Source organism: Nibrella viscosa, from assembly GCF_039541875.1.
Classification (GTDB): domain Bacteria; phylum Bacteroidota; class Bacteroidia; order Cytophagales; family Spirosomataceae; genus Nibrella; species Nibrella viscosa.
Genome location: NZ_BAABHB010000015.1, coordinates 52,515 through 67,036, shown reverse-complemented (window position 1 = coordinate 67,036; position 14,522 = coordinate 52,515). Strand labels below are relative to the sequence as shown.

General features: G+C 56.4%; 14 protein-coding genes. 6 read left to right on the top strand and 8 right to left on the bottom strand.

The genetic code is table 11. The features are described from left to right. Positions 1 to 52 precede the first annotated feature (52 nt). Both ABD931_RS25065 and ABD931_RS25060 read right to left on the bottom strand, forming a co-directional pair. On the bottom strand, positions 53 to 298 hold the full coding sequence (locus ABD931_RS25065; protein WP_345270769.1) for a hypothetical protein: 246 nt from the start codon (positions 296 to 298) through the stop codon (positions 53 to 55). 167 nt (positions 299 to 465) lie between these two features. Continuing rightward, on the bottom strand, positions 466 to 1,014 hold the full coding sequence (locus ABD931_RS25060) for a hypothetical protein (RefSeq protein WP_345270768.1): 549 nt from the start codon (positions 1,012 to 1,014) through the stop codon (positions 466 to 468). Positions 1,015 to 1,262: 248 nt separating this feature from the next. Here ABD931_RS25060 and ABD931_RS25055 point away from each other — a divergent pair, with 248 nt between their 5' ends. Beyond that, positions 1,263 to 2,036 carry a hypothetical protein gene (locus tag ABD931_RS25055; protein WP_345270767.1) on the top strand — a complete coding sequence of 258 codons (774 nt, stop codon included), beginning with the start codon at positions 1,263 to 1,265 and terminating at the stop codon, positions 2,034 to 2,036. Between the two features lie 398 nt (positions 2,037 to 2,434). Here the strand turns inward: ABD931_RS25055 and ABD931_RS25050 are convergent, their stop codons facing one another. Together ABD931_RS25050 and ABD931_RS25045 are read right to left on the bottom strand one after the other, a co-directional pair. Continuing rightward, positions 2,435 to 3,907 (bottom strand): S41 family peptidase, encoded by a 1,473-nt coding sequence (locus ABD931_RS25050; protein WP_345270766.1) that lies wholly within the window; start codon positions 3,905 to 3,907, stop codon positions 2,435 to 2,437. 72 nt (positions 3,908 to 3,979) lie between these two features. After that, positions 3,980 to 5,173: an AraC family transcriptional regulator gene (locus ABD931_RS25045; protein ID WP_345270765.1), complete on the bottom strand. Its 1,194-nt coding sequence runs from the start codon at positions 5,171 to 5,173 to the stop codon at positions 3,980 to 3,982. Positions 5,174 to 5,339: 166 nt separating this feature from the next. On the opposite strand from ABD931_RS25045, the gene ABD931_RS25040 reads away from it, so the two are divergent. Then, positions 5,340 to 5,609, top strand: a complete 270-nt coding sequence (locus ABD931_RS25040) for an autorepressor SdpR family transcription factor (RefSeq protein ID WP_345270764.1) — start codon at positions 5,340 to 5,342, stop codon at positions 5,607 to 5,609. Between the two features lie 12 nt (positions 5,610 to 5,621). Further along, entirely contained in the window at positions 5,622 to 6,284 is a 663-nt protein-coding gene (locus ABD931_RS25035; RefSeq protein WP_345270763.1) for an SdpI family protein, read from the top strand. A 19-nt stretch (positions 6,285 to 6,303) separates the two neighbouring features. Here the strand turns inward: ABD931_RS25035 and ABD931_RS25030 are convergent, their stop codons facing one another. The 3 genes from ABD931_RS25030 to ABD931_RS25020 form a co-directional block, all read right to left on the bottom strand. Further along, positions 6,304 to 7,380, bottom strand: coding sequence for a zinc-binding metallopeptidase family protein (locus ABD931_RS25030; RefSeq protein ID WP_345270762.1), 1,077 nt, complete (start codon positions 7,378 to 7,380; stop codon positions 6,304 to 6,306). A gap of 212 nt (positions 7,381 to 7,592) precedes the next feature. Beyond that, positions 7,593 to 9,647 (bottom strand): hypothetical protein, encoded by a 2,055-nt coding sequence (locus ABD931_RS25025; protein WP_345270761.1) that lies wholly within the window; start codon positions 9,645 to 9,647, stop codon positions 7,593 to 7,595. Between the two features lie 17 nt (positions 9,648 to 9,664). Next, positions 9,665 to 11,524, bottom strand: a complete 1,860-nt coding sequence (locus tag ABD931_RS25020; RefSeq protein WP_345270760.1) for a 3-keto-alpha-glucoside-1,2-lyase-like domain-containing protein — start codon at positions 11,522 to 11,524, stop codon at positions 9,665 to 9,667. 136 nt (positions 11,525 to 11,660) lie between these two features. On the opposite strand from ABD931_RS25020, the gene ABD931_RS25015 reads away from it, so the two are divergent. The 3 genes from ABD931_RS25015 to ABD931_RS25005 all read left to right on the top strand — a co-directional run bounded on the left by ABD931_RS25015 (position 11,661) and on the right by ABD931_RS25005 (position 13,296). Beyond that, positions 11,661 to 12,452 (top strand): 3-keto-disaccharide hydrolase, encoded by a 792-nt coding sequence (locus tag ABD931_RS25015; RefSeq protein ID WP_345270759.1) that lies wholly within the window; start codon positions 11,661 to 11,663, stop codon positions 12,450 to 12,452. Between the two features lie 140 nt (positions 12,453 to 12,592). Beyond that, a complete protein-coding gene (locus tag ABD931_RS25010; RefSeq protein WP_345270758.1) occupies positions 12,593 to 13,096 on the top strand; it encodes a SixA phosphatase family protein in 504 nt (167 codons plus the stop codon). Beyond that, positions 13,093 to 13,296, top strand: a complete 204-nt coding sequence (locus ABD931_RS25005) for a hypothetical protein (protein ID WP_345270757.1) — start codon at positions 13,093 to 13,095, stop codon at positions 13,294 to 13,296. Before ABD931_RS25010 ends, ABD931_RS25005 begins: the two co-directional genes overlap by 4 nt. On the opposite strand, the gene ABD931_RS25000 is transcribed toward ABD931_RS25005, so the two are convergent. Then, the gene (locus ABD931_RS25000; RefSeq protein WP_345270756.1) at positions 13,291 to 14,472 is read right to left on the bottom strand and encodes an aminotransferase class V-fold PLP-dependent enzyme; all 1,182 of its coding nucleotides are present in this window, start codon (positions 14,470 to 14,472) and stop codon (positions 13,291 to 13,293) included. The genes ABD931_RS25005 and ABD931_RS25000 overlap by 6 nt on opposite strands. Positions 14,473 to 14,522: the final 50 nt, after the last annotated feature.

Sequence of the window (14,522 nt, the reverse complement as noted above, 5' to 3'; positions counted from 1 at the left end):
TGAGCGGGGCCGGATGCAGTGAGGCAGGAAAATACGGTGGTAGCTGGCGGGCTTAGTTCCCCGACATTGCGGGTAACCAGGTCAGGTTGCTGGTCCGGGTAGTCGTCAGCGCCTGGGTCAGTTCGTAGATAGGTACCAGCCGCTCGTTGCGGAGGTCGTAAATGCCGGCTTTGTAGCTCGATGAGCCCTCGCGGGTCAGGAACAGAAAATTGAGGTAATTAATGGCGGAGACCAGACTGTCGAAGTCTAACCGGTGAGAACTCACCTCATCTGCAAATACGGCCCAATACTGTCTCATAGCTGTGTCGTTTAAAGTATGCTTCAAAGGTAGGCCACCAGCCGCCTGGGTGAATTAAACCCGTCTTAAACCGAAATTTAAAAAGGGTTAAGCCGCCGTAAACAGAAAGAGGCCGGAACGTTGCGCGTTCCGGCCTCCGGAGAAGATAATTCTATACGTCTTTACGATCAATGGAAACCGTGCTGCTCCAGGTAACGCACATCAGCTTCACTGCGCGGTTGTACCCCGATCATGATGCCGCCATCTTTGATATGGGTCTCATACTCTCTGGCACGGTCTTCGGAAACACCAGCGCCCGTTAGGGCACCAATAAGGCCACCTGTCAGACCGCCCGCACCCGCGCCGGCCAGACCGCCCGCAATGGGACCGGCAATCAGCAGGCCCAGACCGGGAATAGCCAGCGTAGTACCAATAGCTGCCACGGCACCGGCAATAGCTCCCAGTGTACCCCCAATCGCTGATCCCTTTCCTACACCTTCCATGGCTTTATCACCCATATCCGAATCGTGATGCCGATCGCCGTCGTTGTCAAAATACCGCTTGCGCGTGTCATCAGACATAACCAGGTTCACATCATCTCTTAAAAAGCCGTGGTCTAACAGGCGATCATACGTGCGCTCAGCGCTATCGCGGTCATTAAAGATGGCCGTCATCATTCCGCTGTGCCCATAGGATGAAGAACCGGTCGTACCGGTATTGTCTGGGTAACTAGTCATACTTCTTGTGGTTTTGTTGAGTGTACAGGACCGAGTTATTCGAGTCCTATACGTTCAACCAGGAGCGGGCAATAATGTTATAAACCCGATAGACAAACTAGTAAATTTTTACTACAGACCTTAATCAGGATGCCTTTCTCACTGGCCTGACAACAATCAGGCGCACCCGCCACCCAAATCATACCCCAAGCCGCTGACAACCGTCATCTTTACCGCGGCAACGGCACTTACCCGCTGCGCAGCAGCTTATGAAACGGATAGGCTACACCCTGATTTGTTTATTTGCCGGCCTGGCACCGGTACTGGCCCAGCTTACGGTGGGCGGAGCGGGCTTTTTCCGGACCGGCTACATCAATCTACGCAATGCCGGTGTCACAGCCGGCCGCTTTGCCACAACTGGTTTTCCGGCCATGGGCGACGGCTTTGCTCTGGCCGGGGGCGAGGGCTACTATCGGTATAACCGGGTGATTGTCGGGCTGGGCGTTATGGCCATGCAGTCTCGCACCACCCGACTTGGCGATGTCGCTATCGAGCGCACAGCATCCGCCGGCACGGCCAAACTCGGCTGGATCATTCATGAAGGGAAGCGGTGGTTTATGTACCCTGCCGTTGGCCCCGGCCTGTCGACGCTCAGCCTGACACGACACGAACCGGGTCAGTACATAACCATTCGTCACCTGTTCAGCTACGCTACGGATGTCAGCCTCAACGCCGATCTGAAGCTCCGTAACTGGTCGGGCAACCGCGAGCGTTTCAGTGGGCTGATGCTGGGACTACGCGCCGGGTATCTGGTCAGCCCCGGTTCGGCGCAGTGGAAAAGCAATACCGATCTGGGGCAGATGGCCTCCCTGCCTACCTACGCTACCAACGGGTTTTACATTGCCGTTACGGTAGGTGGTGGCCGTTTTGGGGTAAGGCGGCCGAGACAAGCCCGCTTCACCTATCGCAATATCCCCCCAATGCTCGATCCAGTACTTTATCGCTACCCGCAGCCAGGTCTTCTTTTGTATTTACCACGGTAATCTTCGGCGCAATGGGCCAGTAGACCTTTTTCACCCCGAACAATCCGTAAAGCCGGCTGCCCTGCTGCCGGCGCTGCTCAAAAATTAGTTTCGGGAGTATTGGCCGGCTCCAGGCCGAGGGTCAGGTCGTTGCAGGCGCTCAGACTCAGGAGCAGTACCGTCAGTATCGGTATTGAAGATATGATTCGTTTTCATGACCGGAAAAAGTTGACATGGTAGATGATGGATAGATTAGCCGTATGCGCTGCCGCCCGGATCAGCTGCGGGTCAGGATAACGGAGGTAGCTATACCGGTACATAGGCAGACTGAAGGATTGGTACTGTTTGAGCGGAGGCAACAAGCCACCCGACCGACAGCAGGGCTGTCGAAAAAAGCGATTTCATAATGTGATTGATTGTTATTTGGTTGTGGATAGATTGGCAGTAGAACCACCGACGGATTTCGGCTGGATCAGTTGCAGCGTGTAGTGCATCACCCGATCGTGGCCGCTGAGCACGTCGTCAATCGTCGGCACGACGGTATGGTCGGGAATAATGCCCCGGTCGTGGTAGGGGTAGCGGTCTGCGCCGGCCATATGAAAGCCGAACATCGGCACGCCCAGGTCCAGTTTAGCGTGGGGCAGTTGCACGATGGTAAACACGCCACTGCTGTTAACGGTATACCCGCCCCCGGTTTCCTGGCCGATGAACGTAGCGCGGCCGTCGGCGTGGGCGCGGGCGGCAAACTCGGTCGTGACCGAAAAGCTGGAACCGTTGAGCAGCACGTACAGTTTGCCGTGGAAGGCGTCGCGCTCCGGCATATGCGCCTTCAGGCCTGTCTGGTAGGGCCAGACATAGCCGTTGTCGGTCTTTCGGATCAGGTGGCGCAGGATACCGTAGAACTTAGGTGTCCAGGCCTTGAAGGAATATTTCTGCTTCTGCCGGACGCTGATGTAGTCGTAGTACCGGAACGACTTGTCGGCCAGGTACGAATACAACAGCACGCCATAAGCTTCCTCCCCACCCTCGTTGTTGCGCAGGTCGAGCACCAGATTCTGTATTTGCTTCTGGCTGATCTGTTTAAAGGAGTTTTTCAGGAAGGCTTTGTAATCCTCTTGCTTCTCCATACTCCAGAACCGCTCAATGGTCATGATGGCGGTTTGGTTATCGGCAAACGTCAGGCGAAAGGGCTGCTGCGAGGCCGGTTTAGGAGCTTGTTCAACTTCTCTGATTTTCTGCTCCGTGGTAGCCGGCAGGCTTACAGTTTTCTCGGCATTTCCGGCTTTGTAGGTGATAGCAAACACGGCCGGAGCCTCGATAAAGGTCGCGTAGAAGCCGGAGAAGAACTGGTTAAGGTCGGCGTATTTCCCGTTCACCGTGTTGCCGTCGGCGAAGGTCAGACGGGGCAGCAGTTGCCGGATGACCGTTGCCATCGGCCGACCGTTTATCGCTACGATCTCTGCCCCGGCCGGTACGGCGCCGGAACCGTAGTTGGCAACCACCCAGGCCTGCTCGCCCAGAAAATATAACTTTAGGGGGAACTGCCGATCCGGGTGGAACGGGTAATGCTCGTCACGGCCGGCGACCAGCCATTTGGTATGGCCGCAATGCAAGGCAGCAACCAGCGGGTTCAGGGTAACATAAAACGCCTGCCGCGACATGGGCTGATGAAGCTGTTTTGCTGTTGCGGCAAACAGGGAGTCATACGTTTGCTTCGGTGTGTAGCGGTACATTTCGGGGTGAACTTCCTCCAGCGCCGTCCGAAAGCGGCTGAAGTCTTCCTGGAGTTGCGGCACCGTCAGCAAGGGTTCTTCCGGCGTCGGAGCGGTTGTTTGTGCGTAGGCGCTACCGGTTAGCAGACACCAGGCGGCAAGGGATAGAATCGTTTTCATGATGTGGTGTGGACTTGATTTACGCCCCAAAATTGCGGCTAATTCTCCCATCTGTCGTCTAATCCGACCGAATCAGACCAGTTTACCGGCTCTCCCGACGTATTCGGACGGGGTCTGACCCGTCATTTTCTTGAAAACGGCGTTGAAAGTAGCCTTAGAGTTGAACCCCGCTTCTTCGGCAATACCCAGCGTGGTGTAGTGGCTGTACTGCGGGTCGGTGAGCAGCCGTTTCACTTCGGCCACCCGGTACTCGTTTACGAAGTCATAGAAATTCCGGCCCAGCCGGTCGTTGAGTACCTGCGACAAATGGTGTTTGGAGATCCCGAGCACGTCGGCCAGTTCGTGGATCGTCAGCGTCTGGTTACGATACGGCTTCTCCTCATCCATGTACGCCAGCAGCCGGGTCTGGTAACGATCGGCGAGTTCATCGGGCAAAGCCGACTTTTTGTATTTATCCGCGTTCTCCGGCATAGCGACCACCGGAGCAATAGCGGGTATAGGTGGAGGTACCTGGTGGCGTTCTGCCGTTGTAACCGCCGGTTTCTGATTGAACAGGACCGGCTGCGACAGGGCTTTGTAGCCGATCCAGTAGATCAGGACAATCACGCCCAGGTAGTGATACCTATACAGGTCGCCCAGACCGGGAATGTTCCACTTGCGGGCGTAAAAGATGATCACCGACGAAACAATGAGCCCCAGTACCAGCGACAGAAACTGCTGCAGCCACCGGAGCCGCAGCCGGTAAACTTCCGAAAACTCATTGAGCACCCGCTGTTCATGCCGGCGAAGCAAATACACAGCCGCCGAGATATACACAATATGCAGCACATTGAGCAGACTATTGACGGGGCCAAAATCGTCCTGCAAGGAGCGCTCGAAGTTCGACAGATACGCCCGCTTAGCGTCCGCCGATTGCAGGTAATATGGCAGCAGGTACAGCAGAATGAGCACAAAGGGGGCAAAATGCAGCCAGTCGGTGCGCTGCCAGCGCGGGCGCTCGCTGATGAGTTTCTGCGTAAACAGGAACAGCAGCGGTCCGAACAGGGCAGGCAGCGACCAGCCCACATGACTCAGGTGCGGAAACCGCATAAAGAATTCCCGGTTGTCGAAGGCAACCAGCGCGGTCTGGACAGCCATCAGGACCATGACAGTCCCCAGCAGCCGATTCGCCAACTGGTTGACCGGGCGGGTAAACAGCAGTACCGCCAGGCAACAACCTTGCAGGGCACCAGAAATCAATACCAGTTGCAGAAACGAAAGCGACATAGTACCCCATTAGGTATCTATACAAAGATAGTAGAAGGACAGGCTCCTGCGTTTTGTCGCCCTTCTTATTTGTACCGGTTATCAAATTCCAAAGCCATTTATCCGAAAACCCTTCTTCGGCTCGCCGGTTATTTAGATAATTGTCTAATTATTTAATAACAGCCGTATGAATGCTTTGTTTAAAGCCCTGAATGATCCGACGCGCCGGCAGATCCTGGACCTGCTCCGGGAGGCCGACCTGACCGCCGGGGAGATTGCGGAGCAATTCGACATGACCCGGCCCAGCATTTCGCACCATCTGGATTTGCTGAAACAGGCGGGCCTGGTCGAGGCCACGAAAAAAGGGCAGTTTATTATCTACACCATCAACACCACTGTGCTGGATGAACTGCTGGCCTGGCTGTTGACAATTCGACAGAATTCTCACCCTCAATAACCATTTACGACTATGAAAAAGAATGTATTGTATTCAGACTGGGTATTGCTGGCAGTGCTGGCCTTACCCTTTGTTATGCTGCTGGTACTGTATAATCAGTTACCCGAAACGGTACCGTTTCATTATGGACCGGATGGGCAGGCAGACCAGTATGGTCCTAAACTGGGTCTGATCGGCCTATTCGGCGGCATGACGGTATTCCTGTATCTGTTGTTCCGGTTCATTCCGGCCCTTGACCCAAAGCAGAATCTGAACACCACATCGTATTATAAAATCCGGCTGGTGATTGCCGTTTTCTGGGCTGTCCTGGTGTCATTTATGTGGTATGCCACGGCAACCGGAGCGGCCGGTGAGTCTTTTCTGACGTATATTCTGGCGGGTTCGGGCCTGATGCTGGCGGGTATCGGCAATGCCATGTACAGCATCCGGCCCAACTATTTTGTCGGCATCCGCACACCCTGGACGCTGGAGAGCGAAACGGTCTGGCGCCGGACGCACCAGAAAGCTGCGCCTGTTTTTGTGGCTGTTGGCCTGCTGGCTGCGGTATTAGCCCTGCTGATTCCCCTCCCCGTAAAAATCTGGGCTTTTATGGGAAGTATTATGCTGGTAGTTTTCTGGTCGCTATGGTACTCTTACCATGCGTACCAGCAGGAGAAGGCGAAACGGGTGTCATAATGTACCAGCGGGCTATCAACTACCCCAGCACCATCCTGGCTTCGTAACATACCCGGTGGATAAAACTCAACTTCTCCATTACGCGGGGGGGGATCACAAACGGGTACAGATCCTGGTGGCCCATGCTGCGGTTGATGCTGTTCATGGCAAAAGACAGCGGCAGCCACAGGCTCATCAGCGTCTCGAAATTATCAAGATTGTAGGGGTCGGTATTCAGGTCGGCCGTCAGCAGGGTACCGTCTTCTACTACACGCGGCTGCACGCTTAGACCAAAGGAATAAGCGGTTTCGAGCGTGTCGATGATGTGCAGGTAGTGCGCCCAGGTTTCGGCCCAGTCTTCCCAGGGGTGGGTACTGGCGTAGGAGCTGATGTACTCCTTCGGCCAGTCGGTGGGCGGGCCCTGCTCGTAATGCTGCTTCAGGGCGTCGGCATAATCCCGGCGTTCATCGCCGAACAACCGGCGGTACTCGTCCAGATAATCAGATCCATCAATGAGCTGGTCCCAGTAGTAGTGACCCACCTCATGCCGGAAATGGCCCAGCACGGTTCGGTACGGCTCATCCATTGCTTTGCGGGTCATTTCGCGTTCAATATCGTCGGCTTCGGCAATGTTGAGGGTAATGAGGCCGCCGGTATGGCCGGTCAGGATGCGCTGGTTGCCGTCGGGGTTTTCATCGGCCAGGAAATCGAAGGAAAGTCCTTTATCCGGGTCGGTGGTTTTGCTGACCAGCGGCAGTTTCATCCGGCGCAGGCTGTACACCAGCCGGTGCTTGGCCGTTTCAATGACCTGCCAGCGCTGCACGTACTCCGGCCTGCTCAGGTTTGGTACGGTGCGGTTCAGCGTGCAGGCCTTACAATAGTCGGTCTGGCTGCCCTCGGCCACCAGCCAGTTGCAGACGCCGTACTGATGGTTGGCGCAGTACCGGTAGAGAGTTGCCTCATCGTTGTAAACCGTATAAGTATCGTTTTTTTGCGGCACCAGCGGCCGCAGTTCGAGCGAATGCGCTACAAAGCCCAATGGATAGCCACACTGCTCACAGCGGTAATTCTCAAAATACAGCAGATTGCCGCAGTGAGTGCATTTGAAAAGTTTCATACGTTGTAACAGGCACAGGTACGTTTCTCGCCATCCTTCAGCTTTGTACCTGCTCAGTCTTGTCTACTAACGCTTTCGCTTTACAATGGTTTTGCCATATGCCAGAAAACCCTCTGGCCCTTTCCAAAAAAGCAGCCCGGCCAAACGGCCGGGCTGCCCCTATCTGCAAACTGCTTACTGAGAACCGCCAACTGCCAACTGCTTACTAACCCCTACTGCTCATCCGGGTTCTTCGTTGTCTTGGCGGCTGTTTTCTGACCGGGGGCCAGCGAATTAATCCAGGCGGCAATCTTCAGCGCGTCGGCCTTGGGTACCTGCGGCATTGGTGGCATTTCGGTGGCGTAGTCGGGCCAGTTCTGTGGCTTGGGATTGTAAATCAGGTCTACAATCTGCTCGTTGGTATAGCCCCGCTTGGCTACGTCCACGTACGCCGGACCGACCTGTCGCTTTTCGGTCTGGTGGCAGGCCAGACAGGTGTGCCGCGACAGCAGCCCTTTCACTTCATCGTACGTCGGAGCCTTGGCCGAAGCTACCGTGTTCGCAGCTTTGGCCGCCGGTTTGGTCACTGCGCCGGTCTTGGCACCGGCTTTGGCCGGAGTGGCCGTTGCCGGCTTTTTTGTAGCAGACGGTGCCGGTGTGCTGGCTGCCGACGCACTGGCCTCCGAGTTGAACGTACTCACTTCCGTCATGGCCAGCTTCTGCCCCGTCGGAATGTTGTTCAGCGTGTAGTACGACAGCGGATGCACCAGCGAGTACGAGCCGTCTTTTGAGCGAACGCCGTCCAGCCGGATTTCGTGGATATGGTACCGGCGCAGGTTATCCACAATGATGCGGGCCTTCATGCCGTCGGCCGATACCTTCACGCCCTTGACCGGATTTTCTTCGCGGTTGATCGGGGGGCTACCGTATACCGGGTGGTATTTGTAAATAAAGCTGCCGACGCGGTACGAAGCCAGATCTTCCGCTGACTTACGGTCGACCGGCACGGTAAACTCAATCTCGAAACCGTCCGGCTGCGCCCGGATGGCCTGCATCTCAAACGGCAGGTTGTTGTTCCACACCAGCCGCTGCAAACCATCGTTAGCCTCGCCGGCGGAGCCCCAACCCCGGTTGGTTTCGCCCACAAACAGCGAGCCATCTTTGGCCCACGCCATCCGGAGTACGCCCGACTGGAAGCCGCTGCGGAAGTCGAAAGCCGCGCCCTGGTATTCGCCGTTCACTTTCTCCATAAACACCCGCATGATCTTGCTCTGGCCCTGGTCGCCAATCAGCAACTGACCGGCAAACGGCCCGAAGCTCCCCTGCGGGATTTGTACAATCTCGGAATTGGAAATACCGAAAATACCGTGCGGCAACCAGACCACCGGCAACTGTAACTCCGGAAACTGATCTTTCAGGGTATAAAGCGGTGTACCTTTATCCTCGGCATTGTTTTCCGGCTTGATGTAGCGTCCCTGGGCGTTCTTCTTCTGCTGGGGATCTGCTTTTGCGTAGAGCTGCTCGGTGGTCAGCTTCACCGGCGAGTTCGGCATGCCGGTCCAGCGCAGGCCCGCCGGGTGGCCGATAAACGCGCCCTTTTTTACGTGCCAGATACCGCCCGAGCCGACCCAGTCGCCCTGGTTGTCGGAATAGAACAGTTCACCGTCAATCATGCCCAGCCCGGCCGGCGAGCGCATACCCGTTGCCCAGGGTTGCATCTGGCCATCCGGGGAGATCTTCATCATCCAGCCCCGCCAGGGCACCCGGCTTTCGCCCCGCCACCATTCTTCGTCGCCAAAGGCTACGTTGCCCGATACGAAGAAGGAGCCGTCCGGGGCAACTTTAGGCCCGAAGCTATATTCGTGGTAGTGCCCCGAAATGGGCCAGGCGTATACGGTCTCAACCACATCGGCTTTGCCGTCTTTGTTGCTGTCGACCAGTTTGGTCAGTTCACCCCGCTGGGCGCAGTAGAAGGCGCCGTCTTTGTACACCAGACCCAGGATCTCGTGCAGGCCCGACGCAAACTTACGGAAATACGGCCGGCGGCTGGTGGGGTTCTCGACCACAAAGACATCGCCCCGGCGGGTGGCAACGCCCAGGTCGCCGTTGGGCAGTACCGTGAGCCCGCCCACTTCGAGCAGGGTACCTTCGGGTGCGGTCACCCGCATGATCTTGAAGAAATCTTCTTCTTTTGGTGACTCCTGCGCCCAGGTGGCCGAGGTTAGCACCGCAGCGGTCAGCAGCGAGCCGGCAGCCCGGCGAAGCAGGTGTTTATGTATGTTTTTCATGAGTCGGAAAATCTGGATTAGAAAAGAATGGAGTAGCTCAGTTTACCTCCGCGTACCGGTACCAGCAGTTCCTGCTTACCGCCTACTGACCGGACCACCGGCGTTGCGCCACCGGCATCCTCGACGCGCACGATGTACGACTTACCGTCGATCATATACATACCATTCGGCATCGGCTCAATGGTGCTGCCTTCCGCCAGCCGGGCATACAGATCGGCCGACGGGTTCCGGAACGTCACCTCCCGGCGTACACCCTGCCCGTTATCGGCTACCCGGATGGCATCTTCTACGCTGGTGCCGTAGGCCTGGTAGCGGAAGGTAGGGCGGTCGTTCTCATCCAGCACATAGCCTTTCGGCCGGTAGCCGCTGCCGGTGGTATCGGTTGCCCAGGCCGCTTGCTGCGACGCCAGTTTGCCCACAAACAGCTCCGGCATACCCAGGCGCTGCACCGTACCCCGCGGGCGCGACGAGCCATCGCCCCGGCTGTGCCACATAGGCGTGGTGTCCAGAAAATCGCCCCGCCAGACTTGCACAATGGCGCCTTTGTCCATATCGTAAGTATAATGCACCTGCTCCGGGCTACCCACCGAAACAGCATGGGTTACGCGGGTACGGCGACCCTGACCGCTGGCATTCGGAATATCCATAAAGCTCCGCAGCAGAGTGTTGGTTGGGGCATCCACAAAAATCGGTTCTGTCTCATCGTTCCCGCCATCAACCGGGCTGCTGATGACAAACTCCCGGATGCCCGGACCGGCAACTGCCAGACCCAGACCCGGCTTTGCCCAGCTCACAAATTTGGTGTACAGCAGTTCAAACGGCAGGTCCCCGGCGGGCAGGGTGGCCGTTCCGCGCAGGTTACCCCCGCCGGGCTTTACCACCACGTTGTTATTGATGCGTAGCTGACCCCCACCACCCGGTGCGCCCAGGTTAAAGCTGTACTCACCGGGTTCTTTCACGCGCAGCGTACCGGTGTAGCGGATCAGAAAATCATTGGGAATCCGGGTAACATTGGCGGTCAGGATGTTAATCGGACCCTGCGCTTCGGGAGGAGTGTTGCCCAGATCACCTTCGTTCTCAAAGTGCCCCCGGTACACGGTATATTGCAGGTTCATCAGTTCAGGGCGGGGTTTGTCGTAGGCCACATACCGGATGTTCCGGAACGCCACCGGGCCGTGGTCACCCTGAAAACGCAGCGGCCCCAGGGCTACTTCGTTTTCGGCCAGCGGGCCGCGGGTCGGCCCTGATAGTTCAACGTTCTCGTGGATAGGTACGCCGTTGAGCTCTACCCGCAGCATCCGGGCATTCTCGATCTTGCGGCCACCGGCATCGAAGCGTGGTGCCTGAAACGATATTTTCAGGTGCTGCCACAGGCCGGGCGCTTTGCTGACGTTCTGGCGGGCGGGGTACCCTTCATAGCCTTTCTGACCCTCAGGCCGGCTTTCGTCCCAGCGCTCATAAACCGAGCCGTTACCACCCACACGAGCCGTTTTGTCGCCCCAGCTATCCATCAACTGAACTTCATAACGCCCCTGGAGGTAAACGCCTGAATTGGAGCCTTTGGCCATCATGTAGTCCAGTTCCAGATCCAGGTCACCATGTTCCAGGTTTGTCAGCAGATCATACTGCATACCATACCCCTGTTTGGGCACAGGGATGTTTACCAGAACGCCCGTGCCCGATTTGGCGGTCATAACGTCTTTCTGGTTCAGGTCAGCCGTCGCGTCACCGGCGATACGCCAGTTGGGGGTAGGCTTGCGAAAAGCACTCAGATCGTTGAGCGGCAAAGTGGTCAGTTTAGGGGCCGGAGCCTGAGCCAGGGCCAGACTGGCTCCTAACACCCAGCCCACGCCGATCACGAAGCGTGATAGATTCATAGGGAACAACATTGAAAATTAATTGGATTAGAAATCGGAGCGGAAATTTACCATTTTTTCAGGATAAAAGCCGGTGAATAGACAATTGCTCTATATTTGGGCGTTTATTGTAGCAAAAAACTCAGTTCTCCTAACCATGAAAAAACTTGTCTTACCTCTTTTCCTAAGCCTGGGCGTTTTTAGTATGGCCGTTGCGCAAAACGAACAAGTGAAGCAGAATCCGCAATCGTCCGAGATCTGGGAACCCGTTCCGCCGGTGGTTACCCCCGGCACCACCGGGCCTAACGCCACCGGCATCTCAGCCCCCTCAGATGCCATTGTGTTGTTCGACGGAAAGAATACCGATCAGTGGGTAGCGATTAAAGGGTATTCACCAGCCAACTGGGAGAACACCAACGAAGGTCCGCTGAAATGGCCCGTACAGGATGGCGTTCTTTACTCGACCAAAGGCTTTTCGGCCCGCTCAAAGCAGGAGTTTGGCGATTTTCAACTGCACCTTGAATTCAAAACGCCCGAAAAGGTAGAAGGCACCGGACAGGGGCGCGGTAATAGCGGGGTCTTTCTGCAGGGTCGCTACGAATTGCAGGTGCTGGACAACTACAACAACCCGACCTACGTAAACGGCATGGTTGGGTCAATTTACAAGCAAGCTATTCCGCTGGCCAACCCGAGCCGCAAGCCCGGCGACTGGCAGACTTACGATGTCATTTACATGGCCCCCCGGTTTAACAAAGCCGGTCTGATGACCGAGCCCGCCTATGTGACGGTCTTGCTGAATGGCGTATTGGTGCAGAATCATGTTGCCATCAAAGGTACAACCGAGTACATCGGCTACCCGAAAGTACAACCCCACGGCAAAGGCCCCATTCTGCTGCAGGACCACGGTAACCCCGTTGGCTTCCGGAATATCTGGGTTCGCGAGCTATAAGGGTGTCGTTTGAAAAATTGAGCAGGTTGACCAGGTGGGTGAGTTATTAAAAACAACTTTCAACCTGGTCGACCTGCTCAAACTTTTCAAACTAATACGTTCCGTCATTGTTCTTTGCAGAAAGCCCCTCAGAGCAGATTATGAAGAAAACGCTTTACCTGGTTCGTCATGCCAAAGCCGAAGACCGGGCACCGTTTATGCGCGACCACGACCGCGAGCTGGTTTCGGAAGGCATTATTGCCTCGGCGCGGATCGGCAGGCACTTAAAAGATAAAGGCATTACGGCCGACTGCCTCATTAGCAGTACAGCCCTGCGGGCAAAGGACACCGCCCGGATCGTAGCCGAACAGCTCGGTATCGATCCGGAGACGATCAGCTACGACGAACACATGTTCGACGGAGGGCCAAAAGCCTACCTGGCGGCCGTGAACCGGCTGCCGGCCAATTGTCAGTCGGCGATGCTGTTCGGGCACAATCCGGACATTACCTATTTTGCCGAGTTCCTGACGCACCAGGACGTAGGCTCCATGAGCAAGGGGGCGGTAGCGGCCATTGAGTTTACCGACCTGGAGTGGGCTGCGGTCTCGGGCCGCACCGGAAATCTCTTGTTTTACGTAGCGCCGAAACACCTGAAAGAAGCATGAAACGCAATCGCCGTGTCTTTGTCATCGTTTTCATCATTTTTACGGCCATTGTCATTCTGATTACCATCGACATGGGCCGCCGGACCACCGCGCCCTGGAATAAACGCCGGCAACTGGAACGGGCCCTGCCTACCGAAATTGATAACACGGCCGCCGATACCCTGATTGATACGACTGCCATACCTACCGACAGCTTATAGCACCCCCTTGAGGGCATCCACCAGCGCCTGCATATCGGCTTCATCATTGTAGACGTGCGGAGCCAGCCGCAAGGCCCGGCCCCGGGCGGAGATCGATACCTTTCTGGCGAATAACGCCTGCTGCACCGCCATTGAATCGGCATGGTCGGGCAACCAGATGCCCACCAGGTGCTGCGCCCGTCCGGTCTCCGGCTCAATGCGGCATCCTATTGTTTCCAGGACCGGCAGCACCCCGGCCGTCAGGCGTTGGCAATATGCCTGAATACGTTCGGGTTGCCAGTCGAGCAACTGCGCCAGAGCTACTTCGGTCATCGGCATATTGATAAACTGGCTGTGTTCGCCCATGTTGTACCGGTAGGCTTTGGGCCGGTAGGTGGGCTCGTACTGCGTCAGGCGGTGAAACTGATTGCTGCCCAGGCGATTCATCCAGCTTTCTTCCAGCGGCACGCCATCGTCGAAGAATTCCCCGAAATACGCCATGCCGATGGAATACGGCCCCATCAGCCATTTGTAGGCGGCACAAATCAGGGCATCCGGCTGCACGCTTTGCAGGTCAAACGGCAACGCCCCTACGGCCTGCGTCCCATCAACGACCAGCAGGGCACCTACCTCCTTAGCGCGTCGGGAAATAGCCTCCAGATTGAACCGCGTGCCGTACATCCAATGCACCGGCGGAGTGATTACCAACGCGGTATCGGCCGTGATGGCCTCCAGTACCTGCTCATTCCACCGGTCACTTTTGGGGAAGCCTTCCGGCATCGGCACCTGCTTTATGGTCAGGCTCAGTTCCTGTTGCACCCGATCCCAGGAATATACATCGCTCGGGAATTCTTCTTCAATCATCAGAATGTGCTGACCGGGTTTTAAACCAGGCTTGCGGTACAGATTGCGGGCCACGACAGCCATGCCGTACGATACGGCCGGGATGATGGCGATCCGCTCCGGGTCCGGATTGCTGATAAGCCGGGAGAATAAGTCACGCACCCGACCGGCACCCGTAAAGAAATCGTCGGGCTTCAGGTTCAGGGGGTTGGTCTGTTGCCGGATGGCGTTGTAACCCGCCTGCTCCACCGCTTTGCTGAACGGGGCGCGGGTAGCGCAGTTGAGGTAGTGTACGCCTTCGGGCAGGCTAAAAGCGTCTTTCTGACCAGTCAATAAGGGGGCTGTCTGTAACATAACGGTTGTATTCGGGCCGGGAAGTTATCGAAAAATGACGTACTTTACGA

Coding starts and splice junctions, on each gene's coding strand:
- ABD931_RS25065 (WP_345270769.1), bottom strand. CDS start 298: ATGAGACAGTATTGGGCCGTATTTGCAGATGAGGTGAGTTCTCACCGG.
- ABD931_RS25060 (WP_345270768.1), bottom strand. CDS start 1,014: ATGACTAGTTACCCAGACAATACCGGTACGACCGGTTCTTCATCCTAT.
- ABD931_RS25055 (WP_345270767.1), top strand. CDS start 1,263: ATGAAACGGATAGGCTACACCCTGATTTGTTTATTTGCCGGCCTGGCA.
- ABD931_RS25050 (WP_345270766.1), bottom strand. CDS start 3,907: ATGAAAACGATTCTATCCCTTGCCGCCTGGTGTCTGCTAACCGGTAGC.
- ABD931_RS25045 (WP_345270765.1), bottom strand. CDS start 5,173: ATGTCGCTTTCGTTTCTGCAACTGGTATTGATTTCTGGTGCCCTGCAA.
- ABD931_RS25040 (WP_345270764.1), top strand. CDS start 5,340: ATGAATGCTTTGTTTAAAGCCCTGAATGATCCGACGCGCCGGCAGATC.
- ABD931_RS25035 (WP_345270763.1), top strand. CDS start 5,622: ATGAAAAAGAATGTATTGTATTCAGACTGGGTATTGCTGGCAGTGCTG.
- ABD931_RS25030 (WP_345270762.1), bottom strand. CDS start 7,380: ATGAAACTTTTCAAATGCACTCACTGCGGCAATCTGCTGTATTTTGAG.
- ABD931_RS25025 (WP_345270761.1), bottom strand. CDS start 9,647: ATGAAAAACATACATAAACACCTGCTTCGCCGGGCTGCCGGCTCGCTG.
- ABD931_RS25020 (WP_345270760.1), bottom strand. CDS start 11,524: ATGAATCTATCACGCTTCGTGATCGGCGTGGGCTGGGTGTTAGGAGCC.
- ABD931_RS25015 (WP_345270759.1), top strand. CDS start 11,661: ATGAAAAAACTTGTCTTACCTCTTTTCCTAAGCCTGGGCGTTTTTAGT.
- ABD931_RS25010 (WP_345270758.1), top strand. CDS start 12,593: ATGAAGAAAACGCTTTACCTGGTTCGTCATGCCAAAGCCGAAGACCGG.
- ABD931_RS25005 (WP_345270757.1), top strand. CDS start 13,093: ATGAAACGCAATCGCCGTGTCTTTGTCATCGTTTTCATCATTTTTACG.
- ABD931_RS25000 (WP_345270756.1), bottom strand. CDS start 14,472: ATGTTACAGACAGCCCCCTTATTGACTGGTCAGAAAGACGCTTTTAGC.